General features: G+C 67.7%; 19 protein-coding genes. 9 read left to right on the forward strand and 10 right to left on the reverse strand.

Annotation, left to right across the window (positions count from 1 at the left end; all coding sequences use genetic code 11):
- Positions 1–16 precede the first annotated feature (16 nt).
- Positions 17–775 carry an HAD-IA family hydrolase gene (locus HF877_RS17210; RefSeq protein ID WP_206037270.1) on the forward strand — a complete coding sequence of 253 codons (759 nt, stop codon included), beginning with the start codon at positions 17–19 and terminating at the stop codon, positions 773–775.
- A 9-nt stretch (positions 776–784) separates the two neighbouring features.
- Here HF877_RS17210 and HF877_RS17215 read toward each other — a convergent pair whose 3' ends face one another.
- Positions 785–1,216: a PPOX class F420-dependent oxidoreductase gene (locus HF877_RS17215; protein WP_169622414.1), complete on the reverse strand. Its 432-nt coding sequence runs from the start codon at positions 1,214–1,216 to the stop codon at positions 785–787.
- Positions 1,217–1,470: 254 nt separating this feature from the next.
- Between HF877_RS17215 and HF877_RS17220 the strand changes: the two genes are divergently transcribed.
- A complete protein-coding gene (locus tag HF877_RS17220; protein ID WP_346765223.1) occupies positions 1,471–2,031 on the forward strand; it encodes a DUF3558 domain-containing protein in 561 nt (186 codons plus the stop codon).
- Positions 2,032–2,479: 448 nt separating this feature from the next.
- Positions 2,480–3,256 (forward strand): maleylpyruvate isomerase family mycothiol-dependent enzyme, encoded by a 777-nt coding sequence (locus tag HF877_RS17225; protein ID WP_169622416.1) that lies wholly within the window; start codon positions 2,480–2,482, stop codon positions 3,254–3,256.
- Positions 3,257–3,260: 4 nt separating this feature from the next.
- Here HF877_RS17225 and HF877_RS17230 read toward each other — a convergent pair whose 3' ends face one another.
- A complete protein-coding gene (locus tag HF877_RS17230) occupies positions 3,261–4,166 on the reverse strand; it encodes an alpha/beta hydrolase (RefSeq protein WP_169622417.1) in 906 nt (301 codons plus the stop codon).
- Positions 4,167–4,286: 120 nt separating this feature from the next.
- Positions 4,287–5,150: an AraC family transcriptional regulator gene (locus HF877_RS17235; RefSeq protein ID WP_169622418.1), complete on the reverse strand. Its 864-nt coding sequence runs from the start codon at positions 5,148–5,150 to the stop codon at positions 4,287–4,289.
- Positions 5,151–5,187: 37 nt separating this feature from the next.
- On the opposite strand from HF877_RS17235, the gene HF877_RS17240 reads away from it, so the two are divergent.
- Complete coding sequence (locus HF877_RS17240) at positions 5,188–5,745, forward strand: TIGR03086 family metal-binding protein (protein ID WP_169622419.1); 558 nt, start codon at positions 5,188–5,190, stop codon at positions 5,743–5,745.
- Positions 5,746–5,793: 48 nt separating this feature from the next.
- The gene (locus HF877_RS17245) at positions 5,794–6,702 is read left to right on the forward strand and encodes a pseudouridine-5'-phosphate glycosidase (protein WP_169622420.1); all 909 of its coding nucleotides are present in this window, start codon (positions 5,794–5,796) and stop codon (positions 6,700–6,702) included.
- A 61-nt stretch (positions 6,703–6,763) separates the two neighbouring features.
- Here the strand turns inward: HF877_RS17245 and HF877_RS17250 are convergent, their stop codons facing one another.
- Positions 6,764–7,429: an NUDIX domain-containing protein gene (locus HF877_RS17250; RefSeq protein WP_169622421.1), complete on the reverse strand. Its 666-nt coding sequence runs from the start codon at positions 7,427–7,429 to the stop codon at positions 6,764–6,766.
- A gap of 60 nt (positions 7,430–7,489) precedes the next feature.
- Between HF877_RS17250 and HF877_RS17255 the strand changes: the two genes are divergently transcribed.
- Both HF877_RS17255 and HF877_RS17260 read left to right on the forward strand, forming a co-directional pair.
- Positions 7,490–8,494 (forward strand): ADP-ribosylglycohydrolase family protein, encoded by a 1,005-nt coding sequence (locus tag HF877_RS17255; RefSeq protein ID WP_169622422.1) that lies wholly within the window; start codon positions 7,490–7,492, stop codon positions 8,492–8,494.
- A gap of 58 nt (positions 8,495–8,552) precedes the next feature.
- Entirely contained in the window at positions 8,553–9,713 is a 1,161-nt protein-coding gene (locus tag HF877_RS17260; RefSeq protein WP_169622423.1) for an iron-containing alcohol dehydrogenase, read from the forward strand.
- 35 nt (positions 9,714–9,748) lie between these two features.
- Here the strand turns inward: HF877_RS17260 and HF877_RS17265 are convergent, their stop codons facing one another.
- Complete coding sequence (locus tag HF877_RS17265; protein WP_072700161.1) at positions 9,749–9,937, reverse strand: hypothetical protein; 189 nt, start codon at positions 9,935–9,937, stop codon at positions 9,749–9,751.
- Between the two features lie 211 nt (positions 9,938–10,148).
- Between HF877_RS17265 and HF877_RS17270 the strand changes: the two genes are divergently transcribed.
- Positions 10,149–10,652, forward strand: coding sequence for a carbonic anhydrase (locus tag HF877_RS17270; RefSeq protein ID WP_169622424.1), 504 nt, complete (start codon positions 10,149–10,151; stop codon positions 10,650–10,652).
- Between the two features lie 31 nt (positions 10,653–10,683).
- Here HF877_RS17270 and HF877_RS17275 read toward each other — a convergent pair whose 3' ends face one another.
- Positions 10,684–12,735: an elongation factor G gene (locus HF877_RS17275; RefSeq protein WP_169622425.1), complete on the reverse strand. Its 2,052-nt coding sequence runs from the start codon at positions 12,733–12,735 to the stop codon at positions 10,684–10,686.
- A 147-nt stretch (positions 12,736–12,882) separates the two neighbouring features.
- On the opposite strand from HF877_RS17275, the gene HF877_RS17280 reads away from it, so the two are divergent.
- Entirely contained in the window at positions 12,883–13,263 is a 381-nt protein-coding gene (locus HF877_RS17280; RefSeq protein ID WP_169622426.1) for a metalloregulator ArsR/SmtB family transcription factor, read from the forward strand.
- Positions 13,264–13,278: 15 nt separating this feature from the next.
- On the opposite strand, the gene HF877_RS17285 is transcribed toward HF877_RS17280, so the two are convergent.
- Genes HF877_RS17285 through HF877_RS17300 form a run of 4 tightly spaced genes read right to left on the reverse strand, consistent with a single transcriptional unit; the run spans position 13,279 to position 15,855 of the window.
- Positions 13,279–14,046, reverse strand: coding sequence for an ABC transporter ATP-binding protein (locus tag HF877_RS17285; RefSeq protein ID WP_169622427.1), 768 nt, complete (start codon positions 14,044–14,046; stop codon positions 13,279–13,281).
- Positions 14,043–14,804: a cobalt ECF transporter T component CbiQ gene (gene cbiQ, locus HF877_RS17290; RefSeq protein WP_169622428.1), complete on the reverse strand. Its 762-nt coding sequence runs from the start codon at positions 14,802–14,804 to the stop codon at positions 14,043–14,045. Before cbiQ ends, HF877_RS17285 begins: the two co-directional genes overlap by 4 nt.
- Positions 14,801–15,169 (reverse strand): PDGLE domain-containing protein, encoded by a 369-nt coding sequence (locus HF877_RS17295; RefSeq protein ID WP_169622429.1) that lies wholly within the window; start codon positions 15,167–15,169, stop codon positions 14,801–14,803. Before HF877_RS17295 ends, cbiQ begins: the two co-directional genes overlap by 4 nt.
- Positions 15,166–15,855 carry an energy-coupling factor ABC transporter permease gene (locus HF877_RS17300; RefSeq protein ID WP_206037271.1) on the reverse strand — a complete coding sequence of 230 codons (690 nt, stop codon included), beginning with the start codon at positions 15,853–15,855 and terminating at the stop codon, positions 15,166–15,168. Before HF877_RS17300 ends, HF877_RS17295 begins: the two co-directional genes overlap by 4 nt.
- Between the last annotated feature and the right edge of the window lie 121 nt (positions 15,856–15,976).

Consider the following 15,976-nt stretch of genomic DNA (forward strand, 5'->3'; position numbering starts at 1 on the left):
CCTACACTTCGGCGACATGCATGACGGGAGAGCTGCCGTGGATCTGTCCGATGTCGACGCGTTGAGTTTCGATTGCTACGGCACATTGATCGACTGGGAGACGGGCATCGCCGCCGTCCTCGCCCCGTGGGCACAGGACGCCGGACTGGAACTGTCCGACGAGGAATTGCTTCTCGCGTACGCCGAGAATGAGGCGCAGGCCGAGCGCGACACTCCCGACGCGTTGTACCCCGCGATCCTCGCCGAGGCATTTCGGCGCACCGGCGCGGCACTCGGCGCGGAAGTCTCCGACGAGTGGGCGGCGCGGCTCGGCGCATCCGTTCCGGACTGGCCGGCGTTCCCGGACTCTGCCGAGGCCCTCGCGGCACTGGCCGAGGACTACACCCTGATCATCGTGTCCAATGTCCATCGTGACGGCTTCGCCGGTAGCAACGCGCGCCTCGGCGTCGAGTTCGACAAGATCATCACCGCCGAGGACGTGCAGGCGTACAAACCTGCTCTCGACCACTTCGAGGCGCTCGACGACGCCCTCACCGAATTCGGGATTCCGCGCGAGCGCCTCCTGCACGTGGCGCAGTCGCTGTTCCACGACCATGTCCCCGCCGCCCGGCGAGGATTGCGCTCGGTATGGATCAACCGGCGCCACGACCGCCCGGGGTGGGGTGCGACACCGGCACCCACCGGCGAATACACCTACGATCTCGAATTCCCGACCATGCAGGCATTCGCGGATGCGGCCCGCGCCGCGAAAGCCCGTGGCCCGGCACGGCACTGAGGAGCGTCGTCAGCGGGCGATGCCGTAGAACCGTTCGACCCGCACCCGCAACAGCAGACGTCCCTCCGCGACCATGGCATCCCGGAACTCGTCCCAATCGGGGTGATCGCCCTGCACCGCCCGGTACAGCGCGACGAGCTCATCGACGGTGGTGTCGTGGGGATCCGCTGCCACATCGGACAATTCGGCGTGTCCTTCGGCTACGGCGTATGACCAGCCATCCCGAGTGTCGACGAACACACTCACGCGCGGGTCCCGCCGCATGTTGCGGGTCTTCGCACGCGTGTCGGTGATCGAGACCGAGAACGTCCGCGCGAGGAGGTCGTAGGAGTACACGATGTTCGAGAGCTGTGGCCGCCCGTCGTGTTTCAGGGTGGCGAGCGCCGCGATACCGCTGGATCCGAACAGTGCCTCGAGCGGCACCTCCGACTCTCGGCTCATGTGGGTCCTTCCTGATCGCGGTAGGTCCTGTGAACACATCTTGCCGCGCTGGCAGCTTCGCGCGGGGCGGAAATCGTTACCTGCCAGCGTAATCATGCGGGATGCCCGGTGTCTGCCGCTCCGTTTCAACCTGGGTGATGTCGCTCGGTGTCACGGATGCACTGTGCTAGCGTCTGCGGCACTTCAGCGCATCGGGGGGTCGCGTGAACGGGTGGGGGACTGTCGCAAAAGCGGTGGCGTGTGTCGCGATCGTGGTGTCGGCAGCATCGTGCGGGTCAGGATCGGCCGCGACCGGCGAGTCGGAATCCGTTGCCACCGAAAGCGCGATGTCGACGACGCGCACACCGCGCGTGGTGGATGATTCGGGCCGTCCGCAGATCACGTTCGATCCATGCCTGGACATCCCGGACGATCTGTTGATCGAGGTGGGATATGACCCGCGAAGCAAGGACATCGCCGACTATCCGATGGGTAGTTATACATTCCTCGTCTGCAGCTACGACGGTGTCGTCAGCGTTCCGGGAACAATGCGGCCGTACGGCCTCAACATCTTGTCCGGGAATGTCACTCTGCAGGAGGAAATGCAGAAGGACGGCGATATCTCCACTTCGATCGATGTGAACGGCAGGCGTGCTCTCCTGCAGGTCGATGTCGCCGCGCGAAACACGTGCGCGGTCGTTGTGGAAACCGCCTACGGGATCGTGATCTTCAATCGGCTTTACAACCCTGACCATACGAGGGGTTCGTCGCCCGAAGAGTGGTGTGCCGGCCTCCAGGACTTGGCAGCGGCTGTCGAACCCCTCATCAGCGAGTGAAGACGTCGTGTGTTCACTTTCGACAATGCGAGGTCCAAATGACCGATTTCATCCGTCTTGAACCACACGTGATCGACGAACTCGTCGGCATCTGCAACACCATGCTCGACGAACTGAACGCGTCACGGAAAATAGCGGAGAGACTCGTCGAAACGCACGGCCTTCGGCGACCTCGAATCCGCCAGGCAACTCGCCGCCGGTTACGCACGCAAGGCCGCCGGAACCCCCGCGTCCGCCCGCGAGCGCATCGACCAGTTCATCACCACCCTCACAGACCTGCGCGACGCGTTCGCTTCCGGGGGCGAAGCGTTTCTTGATTCGGAGTTCGACTGGGCAGGGCGACTCCAGGCGACAAACACCGAGCCGTGAGCTGGGTGAGAACCTGATCGACTCGGACCGTGAGAGTCTCGGACCGGTACGTGCACGGGCCACGGACGAGAGGATCGAGATGCTGGATTACACCAGGTACTGCGGGGAGATCACCGCACAGACCGAGTTACTGTGCTCGGTGCTGCCGGGACGGGACATGAATACCCCGGTGCCGACGTGTCCGGGCTGGAATGTGGGACAGCTGGTGCGGCATGTGGGATACGGCCACCGCTGGGCTGCCGAGGCAGTGCGTACCGGAGCGACGACGCCACCGGACGACTCGGCGATGCGTGAGCTGTCCTCGTACGTCGACGAAGATCCTGATCAGCTGGTGCCGTGGTTGCTTGCGGGCGCACTCGATCTGGAATCGTCCCTGCGCGAGGCCGGTCCCGAGCGGGCGGTCTGGACCCCGATGCCGGTCGGCCCGCAGACCCCGCAGTTCTATGCGCGACGCTTCACCCAGGAGACTGCAGTGCACCGTGCCGATGCCGTGCTGGCGCTGGGCGAGGGGTTCGATCTCAGCCACGATGTCGCACTCGACGCCGTCGACGAGTGGCTCGATCTTGCTGTGGTGACGTGGCCGAGGATGAGCGACCGCCGGCACGCGCTGCACGGACCCGATAGCACTCTCCATTTCCACGCGACCGATTCGCATGCGGAGTGGGTCGTGGACCTCACCGGCGACGAGTTCGTCTGGCGCCGTGCGCACGAGAAGAGTGCGGTGGCGGTGCGGGGACCGTTGGTCGAGTTGATGCTGGTGCTTTATCGCCGACGAGCAGTCGCCGACGCCGAGGTCGAGGTGTTCGGCGATGCCGCGCTGCTGGATTCATGGCTCGATGTGGTCGCGTTCGGCTGAACGGTCAGAGAATGTCCCGCAGGATGCCGGCGAGTTCCCGGGGCGCGTCGCTCTGTACGGAATGCCCGGAGCCCGGTACCACGTGCACATCCAGCCCGGGGACGCGTCGACGCGCCTCGTCGACGTCCTCTTCGGGCTTGCGCATGTAATCGGTGACGTAGGCCGAAGCGCCACCGCGCACCAGCGAGACGGGTCCGTCTAGTGCGGCGAGGTCGTCCCACAGCGGGGTGAAGTCGCGCATGGTGCGCATCCGGTCGTAACGCCACTCCCATCGTCCGTCGCTGCGCTGCCGCGTGTTGTGGACGACGCCGCGCCGGATCGACGACGGTGATCGGTGCGGTGCCGCCGCGGCGGTGAGGGCGACGATCTCGTCGAACGTGTCGAAGACGGCCGGTCCCGCCGCGAGAGCGACGGTTCCGCGTTGATTTTCGGCCATGCCCTGGTGCCGCCGGAACGATGCCGGGGTGACGTCGACGAGGACGGTGCGGCGCACGAGTTCCGGTGCGAGGGAGCCGAGCCGGAGGGCGGTCAAGCCCCCGAGCGACATGCCGACCACGGCCTCCGCACGAGGCGCCCAGCGGCGGACGGCGTGCGCCACCGCTTCGGCGTTCGGCCACGGCGAGTAGTCGCCGTCGTCGCGCCAGGAGGAGTGGCCGTGACCGGGGAGGTCGACGGCGAGCGCGGGCACCCCGAGTGCGAGGACCACCGAGTCCCAGGTGTGTGCGTTCTGGGCTCCGCCGTGCAGGAGCACGAGGCGGGGAGAGACGTCGCCCCACAGCAGTGCGCTGGTGTGCCCGCCGTCGTGTTCGGCGCGCACCCGCCGCACGGTCGGCGGTACGGGGAGTTCGAGGCCCAACTCCGCGGCGTTCTCGAAAAGCAGCGCGAACTCGTCGGTGCGGTGCGGATCCATGAGGACTTCTCTACGCGACTACCGGGCGAGAAGCCAGATGTGGCTCGGCGCGAACGGAACCGCATGTTGTCAGGGAGTGGAGCGCGGCAGGGACGATCGCGCTGCGAGGCGCGGGCTCCGTCATGCCCGGGAGGACGGTCCGGAGTAAAGATCGGCGAACGCGCCGGGCGTCACGCCCACGGCGTTCTTGAAGTCGCGCACGAAATGCGGTTGGTCGGCGTACCCGAGGACGGCGGCGACCTCGGACAGCGAACCGGACTTCTCGCGCAGGCGGCCCGCGGCCTCCTGGAGGCGCCGCCGCTGGATCAGCCATTTCGGGGTAAGTCCGATGCGCCGGTGGACGAGTCGCTGCAGCGCGCGCTCGGAGAGACCGAATTCGTTGCGTACCTGTTCTACGCGCAACACGTCCGGGTTGTCCTCCACGAACGCCACGACACGGTTGACGAGGCGGCCCTCGTCGTCGACCGGCAGGTAGCGCCGGAAGACCTCGTCGTAGACGCCCATCACCGCGTGGTGAGCCTCGGGGGACCGCGGATCGCGGCGCATCATCTCGCGCACCCGATCGACGACACGGACGCCCGCGTCGCCGAGGACCTCCGGCACCTCCACGATCCGGTCGGTGAACGACGCGAGTGGCCCACCGGCCACGAGGGCACCCGCCGCGGGGGCGAGCATGACACCGGCGGCCCAGCCCTCACCTGTCAGAACGGTGGTCGACAAACCGGACTCGACACCGTAGAAGCGGGCGTAGTCCTCGGTGATCACGACCAGGCATACGGGATACCGCAGCACGTGCTGCGGAGCCTCCCGACCCGGAGGGACCCGCCACACGGGAATCCAGTAGCGCCGGACCACGTCGCCCAGATCGGGGGATGCCGGGTATCGGAAGATGGTGTGCGTTGTGTCGTTCGGGTGTCTCAAGTGTGCGCGCTCGATCGGCTCGCCGTCGTCTGGCTTTCCGGAGTCCCCGGTGTCGGATTTCATCAATACCTCGCACTGGGCGATCGATAGCGTCGCACCCATGAATACAACAGCGATCCGACACAGCGAAGCAGAACAGCGACTCGGCGCGGTCGTGGGCGCGTTGAAGGCCGAGGACTGGGACCGTCCGTCACCGTGCGAGGGGTGGACCGCGCGCGACGTCCTGAGTCATATCATCGATACCCAACGCGAATTCTTCACCGGCCGCGACCTCGACCTCGGTGATCGGCCCTCCCTCGACGACCCGGCCGGCGCATGGCAGAAGCACAACGCCCAGGTGGCGGACATCGTCGCGGACGACGCCCTCGTGAACACGCCCTATGACGGGTACTTCGGACCCACGACCATCGGAGCTACCTTCGACCAGTTCTACGTCTGGGACATGATCGTGCATCGATGGGACCTCGCCACCAGCGCAGGCCTCGAGGAGACGTTCAACGACGCCGAACTCGAGCGGATCGAGGCCGGAGCGGACAGTTTCGGCGACTCGCTCTACATGGACGGGGTGTGCGCACCGGGTGTCGAGGCACCGGAGGGCGCCGACCGGTCGACTCGAGTGCTCGCGCGCCTGGGGCGCCGTCGTCCCCACGCCGTGTGAGAGTGCAGGACACGGCCGGCGCGCGGCCCGGCCGTTAGTCTCGGGCGTATGAGCGAACCGATCGTGGTGTCCGGACCCGTGCGTGAGGCGCTGGCCGAACGTCGCCCCGTAGTCGCGCTCGAATCGACCATCTTCACGCACGGCCTGACCCGGCCCCGAAACGTGGCGGTCGCTCTGGCCGCCGAGCAGCAGTTGCGTGACGCGGGTGCTGTCCCGGCAACCGTGGGCGTCGTCGACGGGGTCCCCACGGTCGGCCTCTCCGAGGAGCAGATCGTCACACTCGGAGACGCCGAGAGCGAGGTGGTCAAGGTCGGGATACGCGACCTGCCGATGGCCGCGCTCAAGCGGACACACGGCGGCACGACGGTCGCCGCGACCGCGTTTCTCGCGCACCACGCCGGGATCGGGGTATTCGCCACCGGCGGTCTCGGCGGCGTACATCGAGGCGCCGCCACCACCTTCGACGAAAGCGCGGATATCGTTGCGCTGGCGTCGATTCCGATTCTCGTTGTGAGCGCCGGTGTCAAATCGGTCCTCGATGTCCACGCCACGCTCGAACGTTTCGAAACACTCGGGGTGGTGGTCGCCGGGTACCGCACCGTCCGCTTCCCCGGGTTCTACGTGCGGGACAGCGGCTGCGTCGTCGACGACATCACTTCACCCGAAGACGCGGCAGCGCTCGCCCGCGCCCGCAACGCTCTCGGGCTCCGTTCGGCGGTGGTGGTGGGCAATCCTGTGGACGCGTCGGCTCAGGTGGACCCGGAGTTGCACGACCGGGTCCTCGTCGAGGCGGAGCGTGAGGCAGCGGTTTCGGGGCTTCGCGGCAAGAGTCTCACTCCGTTCCTGCTCGAGCACATGCATCGCGCGACGGACGGCCGTACGCTCGAGACGAATATCGCTGCGTACCAGGGCAATGTCGCTCTCGGCGCGGCGATCGCGAGGGCATTGGTGTCCTGACACGCGCACGTCACCGCACCGGGAATGTCACCGCACCGGAAATCTCACCACACCGGAAATGTCACTGCAGCAGGAATGCGGTGGTGGCGGGTGGCAGCGCGACGTCGCGTCGCCGGTAGATTTCGGCAGGGCGGCCGGTGCCTTCGCGGCGGAGTTCGCCGGTGGGTTCGAGCCCGTGCAGCAGATGCCGCCGGAACGTGTCCTTGGGGTAGCGGCGGTCGAAGACGATTTCGTAGAGACGGCGCAGATCCAGCACGGTGAACTCGTCGCCGAGAAATCGGGCCGGGTCCACGGCGGCCGAGTAACGGGCTCGCAGGTCGTCGACGGCCAGTTCCACGATGGTGGCGTGGTCGAATGCGAGATCGGCGATGCCGGTGACGGGGGTGAGCTGGGCTTCGGCTGGGATCTCGGCGACGGGAACGGCCGCTCCGTGCGCCATCGACAGCACCCACCCTCGATCGTCGCGTCCTGGGTCGTCGAGCATCGCGAGCTGGTGGAACTCGATCCCCGAGAGCGAGGCCTTGTCGCGCAGAGCCCGGCGAGCCGCGTCGGCGAGCCGTTCTCCGGGACGGAGAAACGTCCCGGGAAGTGCCGATGTGCCGTCGGGTCGCTCGATGACCAGTACTTTCAGCGTTTCGTCGACGGTGAGTACCGCGACGTCCACCGCCACGGACGGGCGCGGATAGTCGGTGAGGGACTTGCCCCGAGGATCGGTCCAGGCCTGCATCTCCCCATTCAATCAAATGTGCGCTAATATTTGCGCAGAATTGATCGAAGGGGAGACGGTATGAGGCTGACGACAGCACAGAACGACCGGGCGGCAGGGGTCCTGCTCGCCACCGCAGCGGGTGACGCACTCGGCGCGGGCTACGAATTCACCTATCCCACTCCGGAGACAGCGATCCGCATGATCGGTGGGGGACTCGGTCCGTTCGCTCCCGGTGAGTGGACGGACGACACGTCCATGGCGCTCGCGATCGCGGAGGTTTCCGCCACCGGAGCCGACATCGGTGCCGGCGACGGACTCGACGCCGTCGCCGCCGGGTTCGCACGCTGGTATGCGTCCGGGCCCAAGGACATCGGAAACCAGACCTGCGCGGTGCTGAGTACAGCGCAGCCGACCGCAGCGTCGATGACCGAGCGGGCGCGCGCCCTCCCCGGCAGGAAGGGCGGCAACGGGTCGCTCATGCGGACCGCGCCTGTGGGGATTGCCTACCTCGCCGACGGCGAGCGATGTGTCGCGGCAGCCCGCGACATCAGTCGTCTCACGCACGACGATCCCGAGGCCGTCGAGGCATGCATGCTGTGGTCGTTCGCGATCCGGCACGCCGTCCTCCACGGCACGTTCGACGGCGTCGACGCCGGTCTGGAAACGCTGCCGGGAGACGCGGCACGGCGCTGGTCGACCTTGCTCGACGATGCCCGCACAGCTTCCGACCCGCGGGTCTTCGACAACAACGGGTGGGTGGTCCATGCGCTGCAGACGGCGTGGTGGGCCGTGTGCCATGCCGACGCGACCGGCCCCGGTCATCTTCCCCAGGCACTCGAACTCGCCGTACGTGCCGGGCGCGACACCGACACCACCGCGGCGATCGCCGGTGGGCTGCTCGGCGCCCGGTGGGGTGCGTCGGCAGTACCCGCGCAGTGGCAGCGGATCCTGCACGGCTGGCCCGGGTACCGGTCGCAGCACCTCGTGCGCCTCGCCTTGCGCACCGCATGGGCGGGCGCGGGCGACGACCGCCACCGGCCCGACGCCGAGATCGACTACGCGCAGTTTCTCGTCGAGGAGTGACTCGGCCCGCTCGTTGGGGTAGACATCCTTCGGACCGAATTGTGACGAAGGGATCCACGTGGCCGCACACATTGCTCTTCCCCGCGTGATGCGGATCGGCGGAGGCGCCGTCGACGAGATCGGTGAGGTGGTGGCCGGGCTGGGGCTGTCCCGGCCGCTCGTGGTGACCGACCGGTTCATGGTCGGGACCGGCGCAGTGGATCGCATGGTGTCACGGCTCGGCGCGGCCGGACTCGCAACGGCGGTGTTCGCCGATACCGTTCCCGATCCCACCACCGACTCCCTCGTTGCGGGTCTCGAGGCAGTCGCCGCCCACGACGCCGATTGCGTCATCGGTTTCGGTGGCGGCAGCCCGATGGACACCGCCAAGGCGCTCGGGTTGCTGGCCGTCCACGGTGGGCAGATGAGCGAGTACAAGGCCCCCCGCATCAACAACGGTCCGGCGCTACCTGTCGTCGCGGTTCCGACCACGGCCGGGAGTGGTTCGGAGGCAACGCAGTTCACCGTGATCAGCGACAGTGTCACCAACGAGAAGATGCTGTGCCCGGGCGCGGCGTTCCTGCCGATCGCGGCGGTGGTCGACTACCGGCTGACGTTGACGATGCCTCCGCGACTGACTGCCGACACCGGGGTCGACGCGCTCACCCACGCGATCGAGGCGTACGTCAGCAAGAAGTCCACTCCGTTTTCGGACACGTTGGCCCTCGCTGCGATCGAGACCATCGGAAGAGTTCTGCGACGCGTCTACGTGAACGGCAACGACGAAGACGCCCGGGAGCAGATGATGCTCGCGGCCACCCAGGCCGGGATCGCGTTCTCGAACTCGAGCGTCGCCCTCGTCCACGGGATGAGCCGGCCGATCGGCGCGCATTTTCACGTCGCGCACGGTTTGTCGAACGCGATGCTGTTCCCCGCGGTGACCGCCTTCTCGGTGCGGGCTGCCGAATCCCGCTATGCGGACTGTGCCCGCGCGCTGGGCGTCGCCACCTCCGGCGACCACGACGCCGCTGCGGCGGACAGCCTGGTCGCCGCGCTGGCGGAACTGTGCCGCGACGTCGAAGTGCCCACGCCTCGTGCCTACGGCATCGACAGACGTGACTGGGACTCGCTGATACCGCTCATGGCGGAACAGGCCCTGGCATCGGGATCGCCGAACAACAATCCGCTCGTGCCCACGGCGGAGGAGATCCGCGACCTGTACGCCCGGATCTACGACTGACGGCAGATCCGGGCGTGGAGGCAGGGGGAAACGGTTTACTCGGGTGCCTGGTCGTCGGGCTCGACAGGCTCGGTTTCCTCGCGATCCGAAGGGCTACCGGCCTTACCTTCCCGCTCGTGCTCGGCTTCGACGCGTTCTTCCATGTCGTCCACCAGTCGAGAGATCTTCTCGCCGGTGAGGTCGTCGTTGTCGGCAGGGGTGCCCGGGCGCTCGGATTCAGCCATCGAAATCCGTCCTTTCGTGAAGTTGCCCGGCACGGGACCGCGCCCGTGCTCGGGACAGCACTTGCGATACCCGGGCAGATCGTCGACGAAACCGGCACGAGGCGAATCCCACACCGGGCCGAATTCGGATCAGGGTGATCGGCACGCTGGCCGGGCGGGTGAGACCGGAGGAGGATGGTACGACCGTGCCCGACGACGTGGAGATGAGCGCGTGACAGTCACCGACGAATATCTGAACAACAACAAGTCGTATTCGGCCGGGTTCACCGGCCCCCTGCCGCTGCCCCCGAGCAAGCACATCGCCATCGTGGCGTGCATGGATGCGCGGCTCGACGTGTACCGCGCCCTGGGCATAGCGGAAGGGGAGGCACACGTGATTCGCAATGCGGGCGGCGCGGTGACCGACGACGTGATCCGTTCGCTCGCCATCAGCCGGCGGCTCCTCGGCACCGAGGAGATCGTGCTCATCCACCACACCGACTGCGGCATGCTGACCTTTACCGACGACGAGTTCACCCGCGCCGTCGAGCAGGACACCGGGATCCGGCCGCAGTGGGCCCCGGAAGCGTTCCGCGACCCCGAGGAAGACGTGCGTCAGTCGCTGCGCCGGATCGAAGTGAGCCCGTTCGTCACCGAACCGACCTCACTCCGCGGGTTCGTCTTCGACGTCGCTACGGGCAGGCTGAACGAGGTGGCGCACGAACGGACCTCGTGACGAGATCCCGACGTGCTCGCCGAGAGAAGACTCAGCTCGCCGACGACGAGGTCATCCGCGCAGCGAGGTTGTCCGGCATCGGCTCGTGCCGAAGGTACATCCGCGCGAACTCGGCGGTGCCCTGAGTGATGGCCCGCAGTTCGACGGGATAGCGGCTGAGTTCGATTTCGGGAACCTCCGCGCGCAGCAGGGCTGTTCCCGGTTCGGGAGATTCGGTGCCGAGGACGCGACCGCGCCGTGCGGAGAGGTCGCCGAGCACCGCGCCGAGGAACTCCTCCGGCACGATTACACGGACCGCGGCTACCGGTTCGAGAATGCGGACAGTGCTGTGCGCCGCCGCATCTCGCAACGCGAGCCCCGCGGCGGCCTGGAATGCGGCGTCGGAGGAGTCCACCGAATGAGCCTTGCCGTCGACGAGCGTGACCTGCACGTCGACAAGGGGGCATCCGGCCGAGGCGACCCCCTTCTCTGCCTGTGCGTACACACCCTTCTCGACCGACGGGATGAACTGCCGCGGTACCGCGCCGCCGACCACGCGTTCGGCGAACACCACCCCGCTTCCCATCGGCAAAGGCTCGACTTCGACGTCGACCACCGCGTACTGGCCGTGCCCACCGGATTGCTTGACGAGCCGCCCGTGTCCGGGCGCGGGCGTCGCGAAGGTTTCGCGGAGCGCTACGGCAAATTCCACCGGATCGACCTGGACTCCGTGCCGGGTGCGGAGACGGTCGAGCACCAGTTCCGCGTGTGCTTCACCCGTGCACCACAGCACGATCTGGTTGGTGTCGGGATTGTGTTCGACGCGCACGCCCGGATCTTCCGCCGCGAGCCGTGACAGTGCCTGCGACAACTTGTCGTCGTCGGTGCGAGTGTGCGCCTCGATCGCGACGGGCAGCAACGGTGTCGGGGTCGGCCACATATCCAGGTGCGCAGGCCGATCCGGCTCGTGCAGCACGTCACCGGGCTGTGCGGTCGCGAGTTTCCCGACCGACACCAGGTCGCCCGCGACGGCCTCTCCGACGGGCCGCTGCTGTTTGCCGAAGGGACTCGACAACGAGGGGATACGGTCGCGCGAATCGCGGTCGCCACCGGTGAGCGCAAGCGTCGAATCCGGACGGAGCGTGCCGGCGTAGACGCGCACCAGGCTGATCCGGCCGACGTACGAATCTCCCGCGACGCGGACGACCTGCGCCACCAGATCCGCGTCCGGGTCGCACGCAGGCGCACCGCGCGACCGCCGGGTGGGATCGGGGAAACCCGTGGTGATCAGCTCGAGCAACTCGACGGCGCCCACCCCGTACTCTGTGGCGGGAACCGCGGGATGTAGTGCGCAGGACAGGAATTCGCGTGTCAGCCCTTCTTCGAGCGAGGCGGTGTCGAGTTGTTCGCCCGCGATGAACCGCTCCATGAGCGTGTCGTCCTGCCCCGAGATGGCTTCCACCAGCGCTTCGCGCACGTCCTCGGACACGGGGGACGGGCCCGGTTCGCCGTAACGGCGTCCGGTCAGCAATCCCATCGAGCCGACCGGCCGGTCGCCGTCGTACACGGGATAGAACAGTGCGCGCAGCGTGTCCGGGCCGAGGCCGAACGCGTCGTGGCATTCGGAGAGGACGTCGTCGTAGCTGCGCCGGGCGATGTCCAGTTTGTTCACGACGATCGCGCGGGGAATCTTCTCCTCGTCGCACTCGCGCCACAACGCGCGGGTCGCGGCGGAGATCGGGTCGGTCGACGAGACGACGAAGATCGCGGCGTCGGCAGCGTGCAAGCCCGCCCGGACTTCGGCGTCGAAATCGGGGTGACCCGGAGTGTCGATCAGATTGATCTTGATGCCCTTCCATTCGAGCGCGAGCACCGTCAACTGCACCGACCGCTGATGTCTCTGCTCGATCTCCTCGTAGTCGGACACCGTGGTGCCCTCGGCGACCCGCCCGGCGCGTCCCACCGCACCCGTCGCGGCCGCCAGCGACTCGGCGAGGGTGGTTTTCCCGGTGCCGGTACACCCGACGAGCGCGACATTGCGGATTCGATCGGGGCTGTCGGCGACGGGCGCCTGCCTGCTGCGTGCTGCGGTGCGATCGGGCATCGGCGTGCTCCTCGGGTGGCCTGAGCACAGTCTAAGCGGGTTCTCCCCAGCTCACGGCCGAATATTGGCCTCGGTCAATCGGGTTGGCGGAGCGGCCTATCGGGCGATGTGCAGTCGTGAGAGAACAGAGCTTCGTACACTCGGTGCATGACGGTGGACGCGGTGTTCGACTCCGACGATGTGCGCCGCGCGGCCGCCGCCCTCCGGACGCCGGACATCGCGCGGTGGGCGGATCGTTTCGAACTGTTGTCCGACGTCAACCGGCTGCGGTTGCTGTTGTGCCTGCACCATGCCCCGGGGATCTGCGTCACCGATCTTGCCGCGGCCCTCGAGATGACCGGGACCGCCGTCTCCCACGCGCTGCGTTTGCTACGAAATCGTGGCTGGGTCACCGCGGAGCGGGAAGGACGCCTGGTGCGGTACCGGCTCGCGGACACCACGGTGCACGAACTTCTCCATTCCATCGGGGCCACGCACGAGCAGGCGGGCCATTCGCACACGCACCGCCATCGCACAGAGCGTTCCTGAGGCGGGTCTCCGGCGTCATTCCCCGTCGTGCGCGTGTGCCGCCCGCGGCGTCAGGCTGAATCCCCACGGGAGCTCGAGGCGGTTCTGCGCGAGCAGACCGGAATCGGACAGGATCGTCTCGATCGGGCCGTCCGCCGCGAGGCGTCCGTCGTTGAGGATCACCGCCCGGGTGCACAGTTGCGCCGCGTAGGGCAGGTCGTGGGTGACCACCAGCATCGTGGTGCCCAGGCCGAGCAGCACCTCCGCCAGTTCCCTCCGGGACACCGGGTCGAGATCGTTGGACGGCTCGTCGAGCACGAGTACCTCGGGCCGGCAGGACAGCACCGTCGCCAGCGCGACTCGCCGCTGCTGCCCGGCCGAGAGATGCATCGTCGTGCGCCCGGAGTGTTCCTCCATCCCCACCGCCTCGAGCGCGGACTGCACCCTCGAGCCGAGTTCCGGTTCCGGCACCCCGAAGTTGGCCGGTCCGAACGCCACGTCCTGAGACACGGTGGGCATGAAGAGCTGGTCGTCGGGGTTCTGGAACACAAGGCCGACGCGGCTGCGAATTCCGCGCAGCGTACGGCGCGTCACGGGCGTTCCACCGATTCGTACGGTCCCGGACGACGGAGCCAGAACGCCGTTGAGGTGCAGCATGAGGGTGGTTTTGCCGGACCCGTTGGGACCGAGGACGGCGACCCGCTCGCCGGGCTCGACTGCGAGGTCGATACCGCGCAGTGCGTGACGGCCGTCGGGATACACGTGCTGCACCCCCTCGAGTTCGACGGCGGGGGACGTGCTCACAACCCGCCCCACGCTGCCGCGCACACCGCGCCGGCGAGTGCCGCGGGCATCAGGCCGAATGCCCACGCTGTCCGGGTCGCCGCCGATCCCGTGGCGGGCACGGCACCGGTGAAACCCCGGGAAAGCATCGCCCAGTGCACCCGCTCGCCGCGTTCGTACGCGCGCACGAACAACGACCCGACACCGCGTGCCGTCGCCCCGATGCGGTGGAGCATCCGCGGATCGTCGCCTCGCGAGCGCCGCGCGATATCCATGCTCTTCGCTTCGGCGGCGAGCAACGTGGCATAGCGCAGCATCAGCAGGACCACGGTGGTGATGAGCGGCGGGACGTGTAACCGTGTCAGACCGCCGGGCAGATCCTGAACCGGTGTGGTCGCGGCGAGGATGAGGGACGCGAGCACACCCAAGGTGCCCTTGACCACGATGCCCCACGCCGCATACAGGCCCGGCACCGACAGGGACAGCCCCAGCCACTCCACGCGTGTCCCGGACTCCGCGAACGGCAGCAGCACCGCGAGAACCAGGAACGGCAGTTCGATGGACATCCGGGGCAACAGCCACGACAGCCGGATACGAGCAGCGACGCAGACCGCCGCGACGATCGAGAAATACAGCGCGAACGCCCACATCGCTTCACGGGGTGTCGCGACCACCACGAACGTGAAGACGACCGCACCGACGATCTTCACCTCGGTGGGGAGCCTGCGGGCTGCCGCGGTGACGGTGGCCGCACCGTTCTCGATCGTCGGGGTGCTCACGGCCCGGTTTTCCCGAGGGGCGCGTCGCTCCGGGCGGGCTTCCGGCGGCGTGCCAGCACCATGAACAACCCCGCTGCGAACACCAGCGTGGCGACCGCGCCGACGATCCCGGCCACGCCGGTGGTCCCTTCGCGTTCGGCGACGGCGTAGTCGGCGAGCGGGCTCGTTGCCAATGCGTGGTCTTCGGCGCCGATCGCGGGACAGTCACCGGCGAGGGACTCGCTCGTATCGCTCTCGGCGACCTCGCAGCCCCGCACGGTCGCGGCTTCGAGCCCGTCGGGATTCGGGTCGGCGAACGAGGACACCACCCCGGCGAGGAGCAGCACCGCCGCACCCAGCACGATCAGAACGGCTTTTCGGCTCATACCGGACTCCGATCACCTTGACGCAACGGCCGGAGGAGATAGACCAGGTCGGGGCGCGCTCGTGCCACCGCCATCACCGTCACGGCCGTGATCACTCCTTCGCCCATGCCGATGAGGACGTGCACGCCGATCAGGAACGGTGCGATGGTCCCGATCGAACCCGCGGTGCCGCCGACGGCGTATTCGACGAGGAAGCCCGCGGCCGCGACCACCGTGGCGACCACCGCGGCCACGAAGGATACGACGCCGAGGACCGCGACGCCCGAGGACCGGCGCAGAAGCGGACGCAAGGCGACGGCCGTTCCGTACCCGGCGGCGACTCCCAGCAACGCCATGTTGGTGACGTTGGTTCCGAGTGCGGTGAGCCCGCCGTCGGCGAACAGCAGTGCTTGCACGACGAGCACGACTGTCAGGCAGAGTGCGGCTGTCGCCGGGCCCACCAGGATCGCGGCGAGGGCACCTCCGAGGACGTGCCCGCTGACACCGGGAAGCACCGGAAAGTTGATCATCTGCAGGGCGAACACGAACGCGGCGACGAGACCGGCGAGGGGAGCGGTTCGTTCGTCGAGTTCCCGTCGTGCGCGGGGCAGCGCCACCGCGAGCCCGAGCGCGGCGATCACGAAGAACACAGCCGATGTCGGTGCGTTGATCAGACCGTCGCTCATGTGCATTGCCGAGACGTCCATAGAGTTCCCTCCGACGTGGAAGATCATTCGACCCTACCTGCCCGACTGAACAGTCGGACATGTTTTACGCCGACCCTCCGACGTGAAATATGCGCCGAGAACGCATGATTCGGACATCTCG

Source organism: Rhodococcus sp. BL-253-APC-6A1W (assembly GCF_012843405.1).
Classification (GTDB): domain Bacteria; phylum Actinomycetota; class Actinomycetes; order Mycobacteriales; family Mycobacteriaceae; genus Rhodococcus.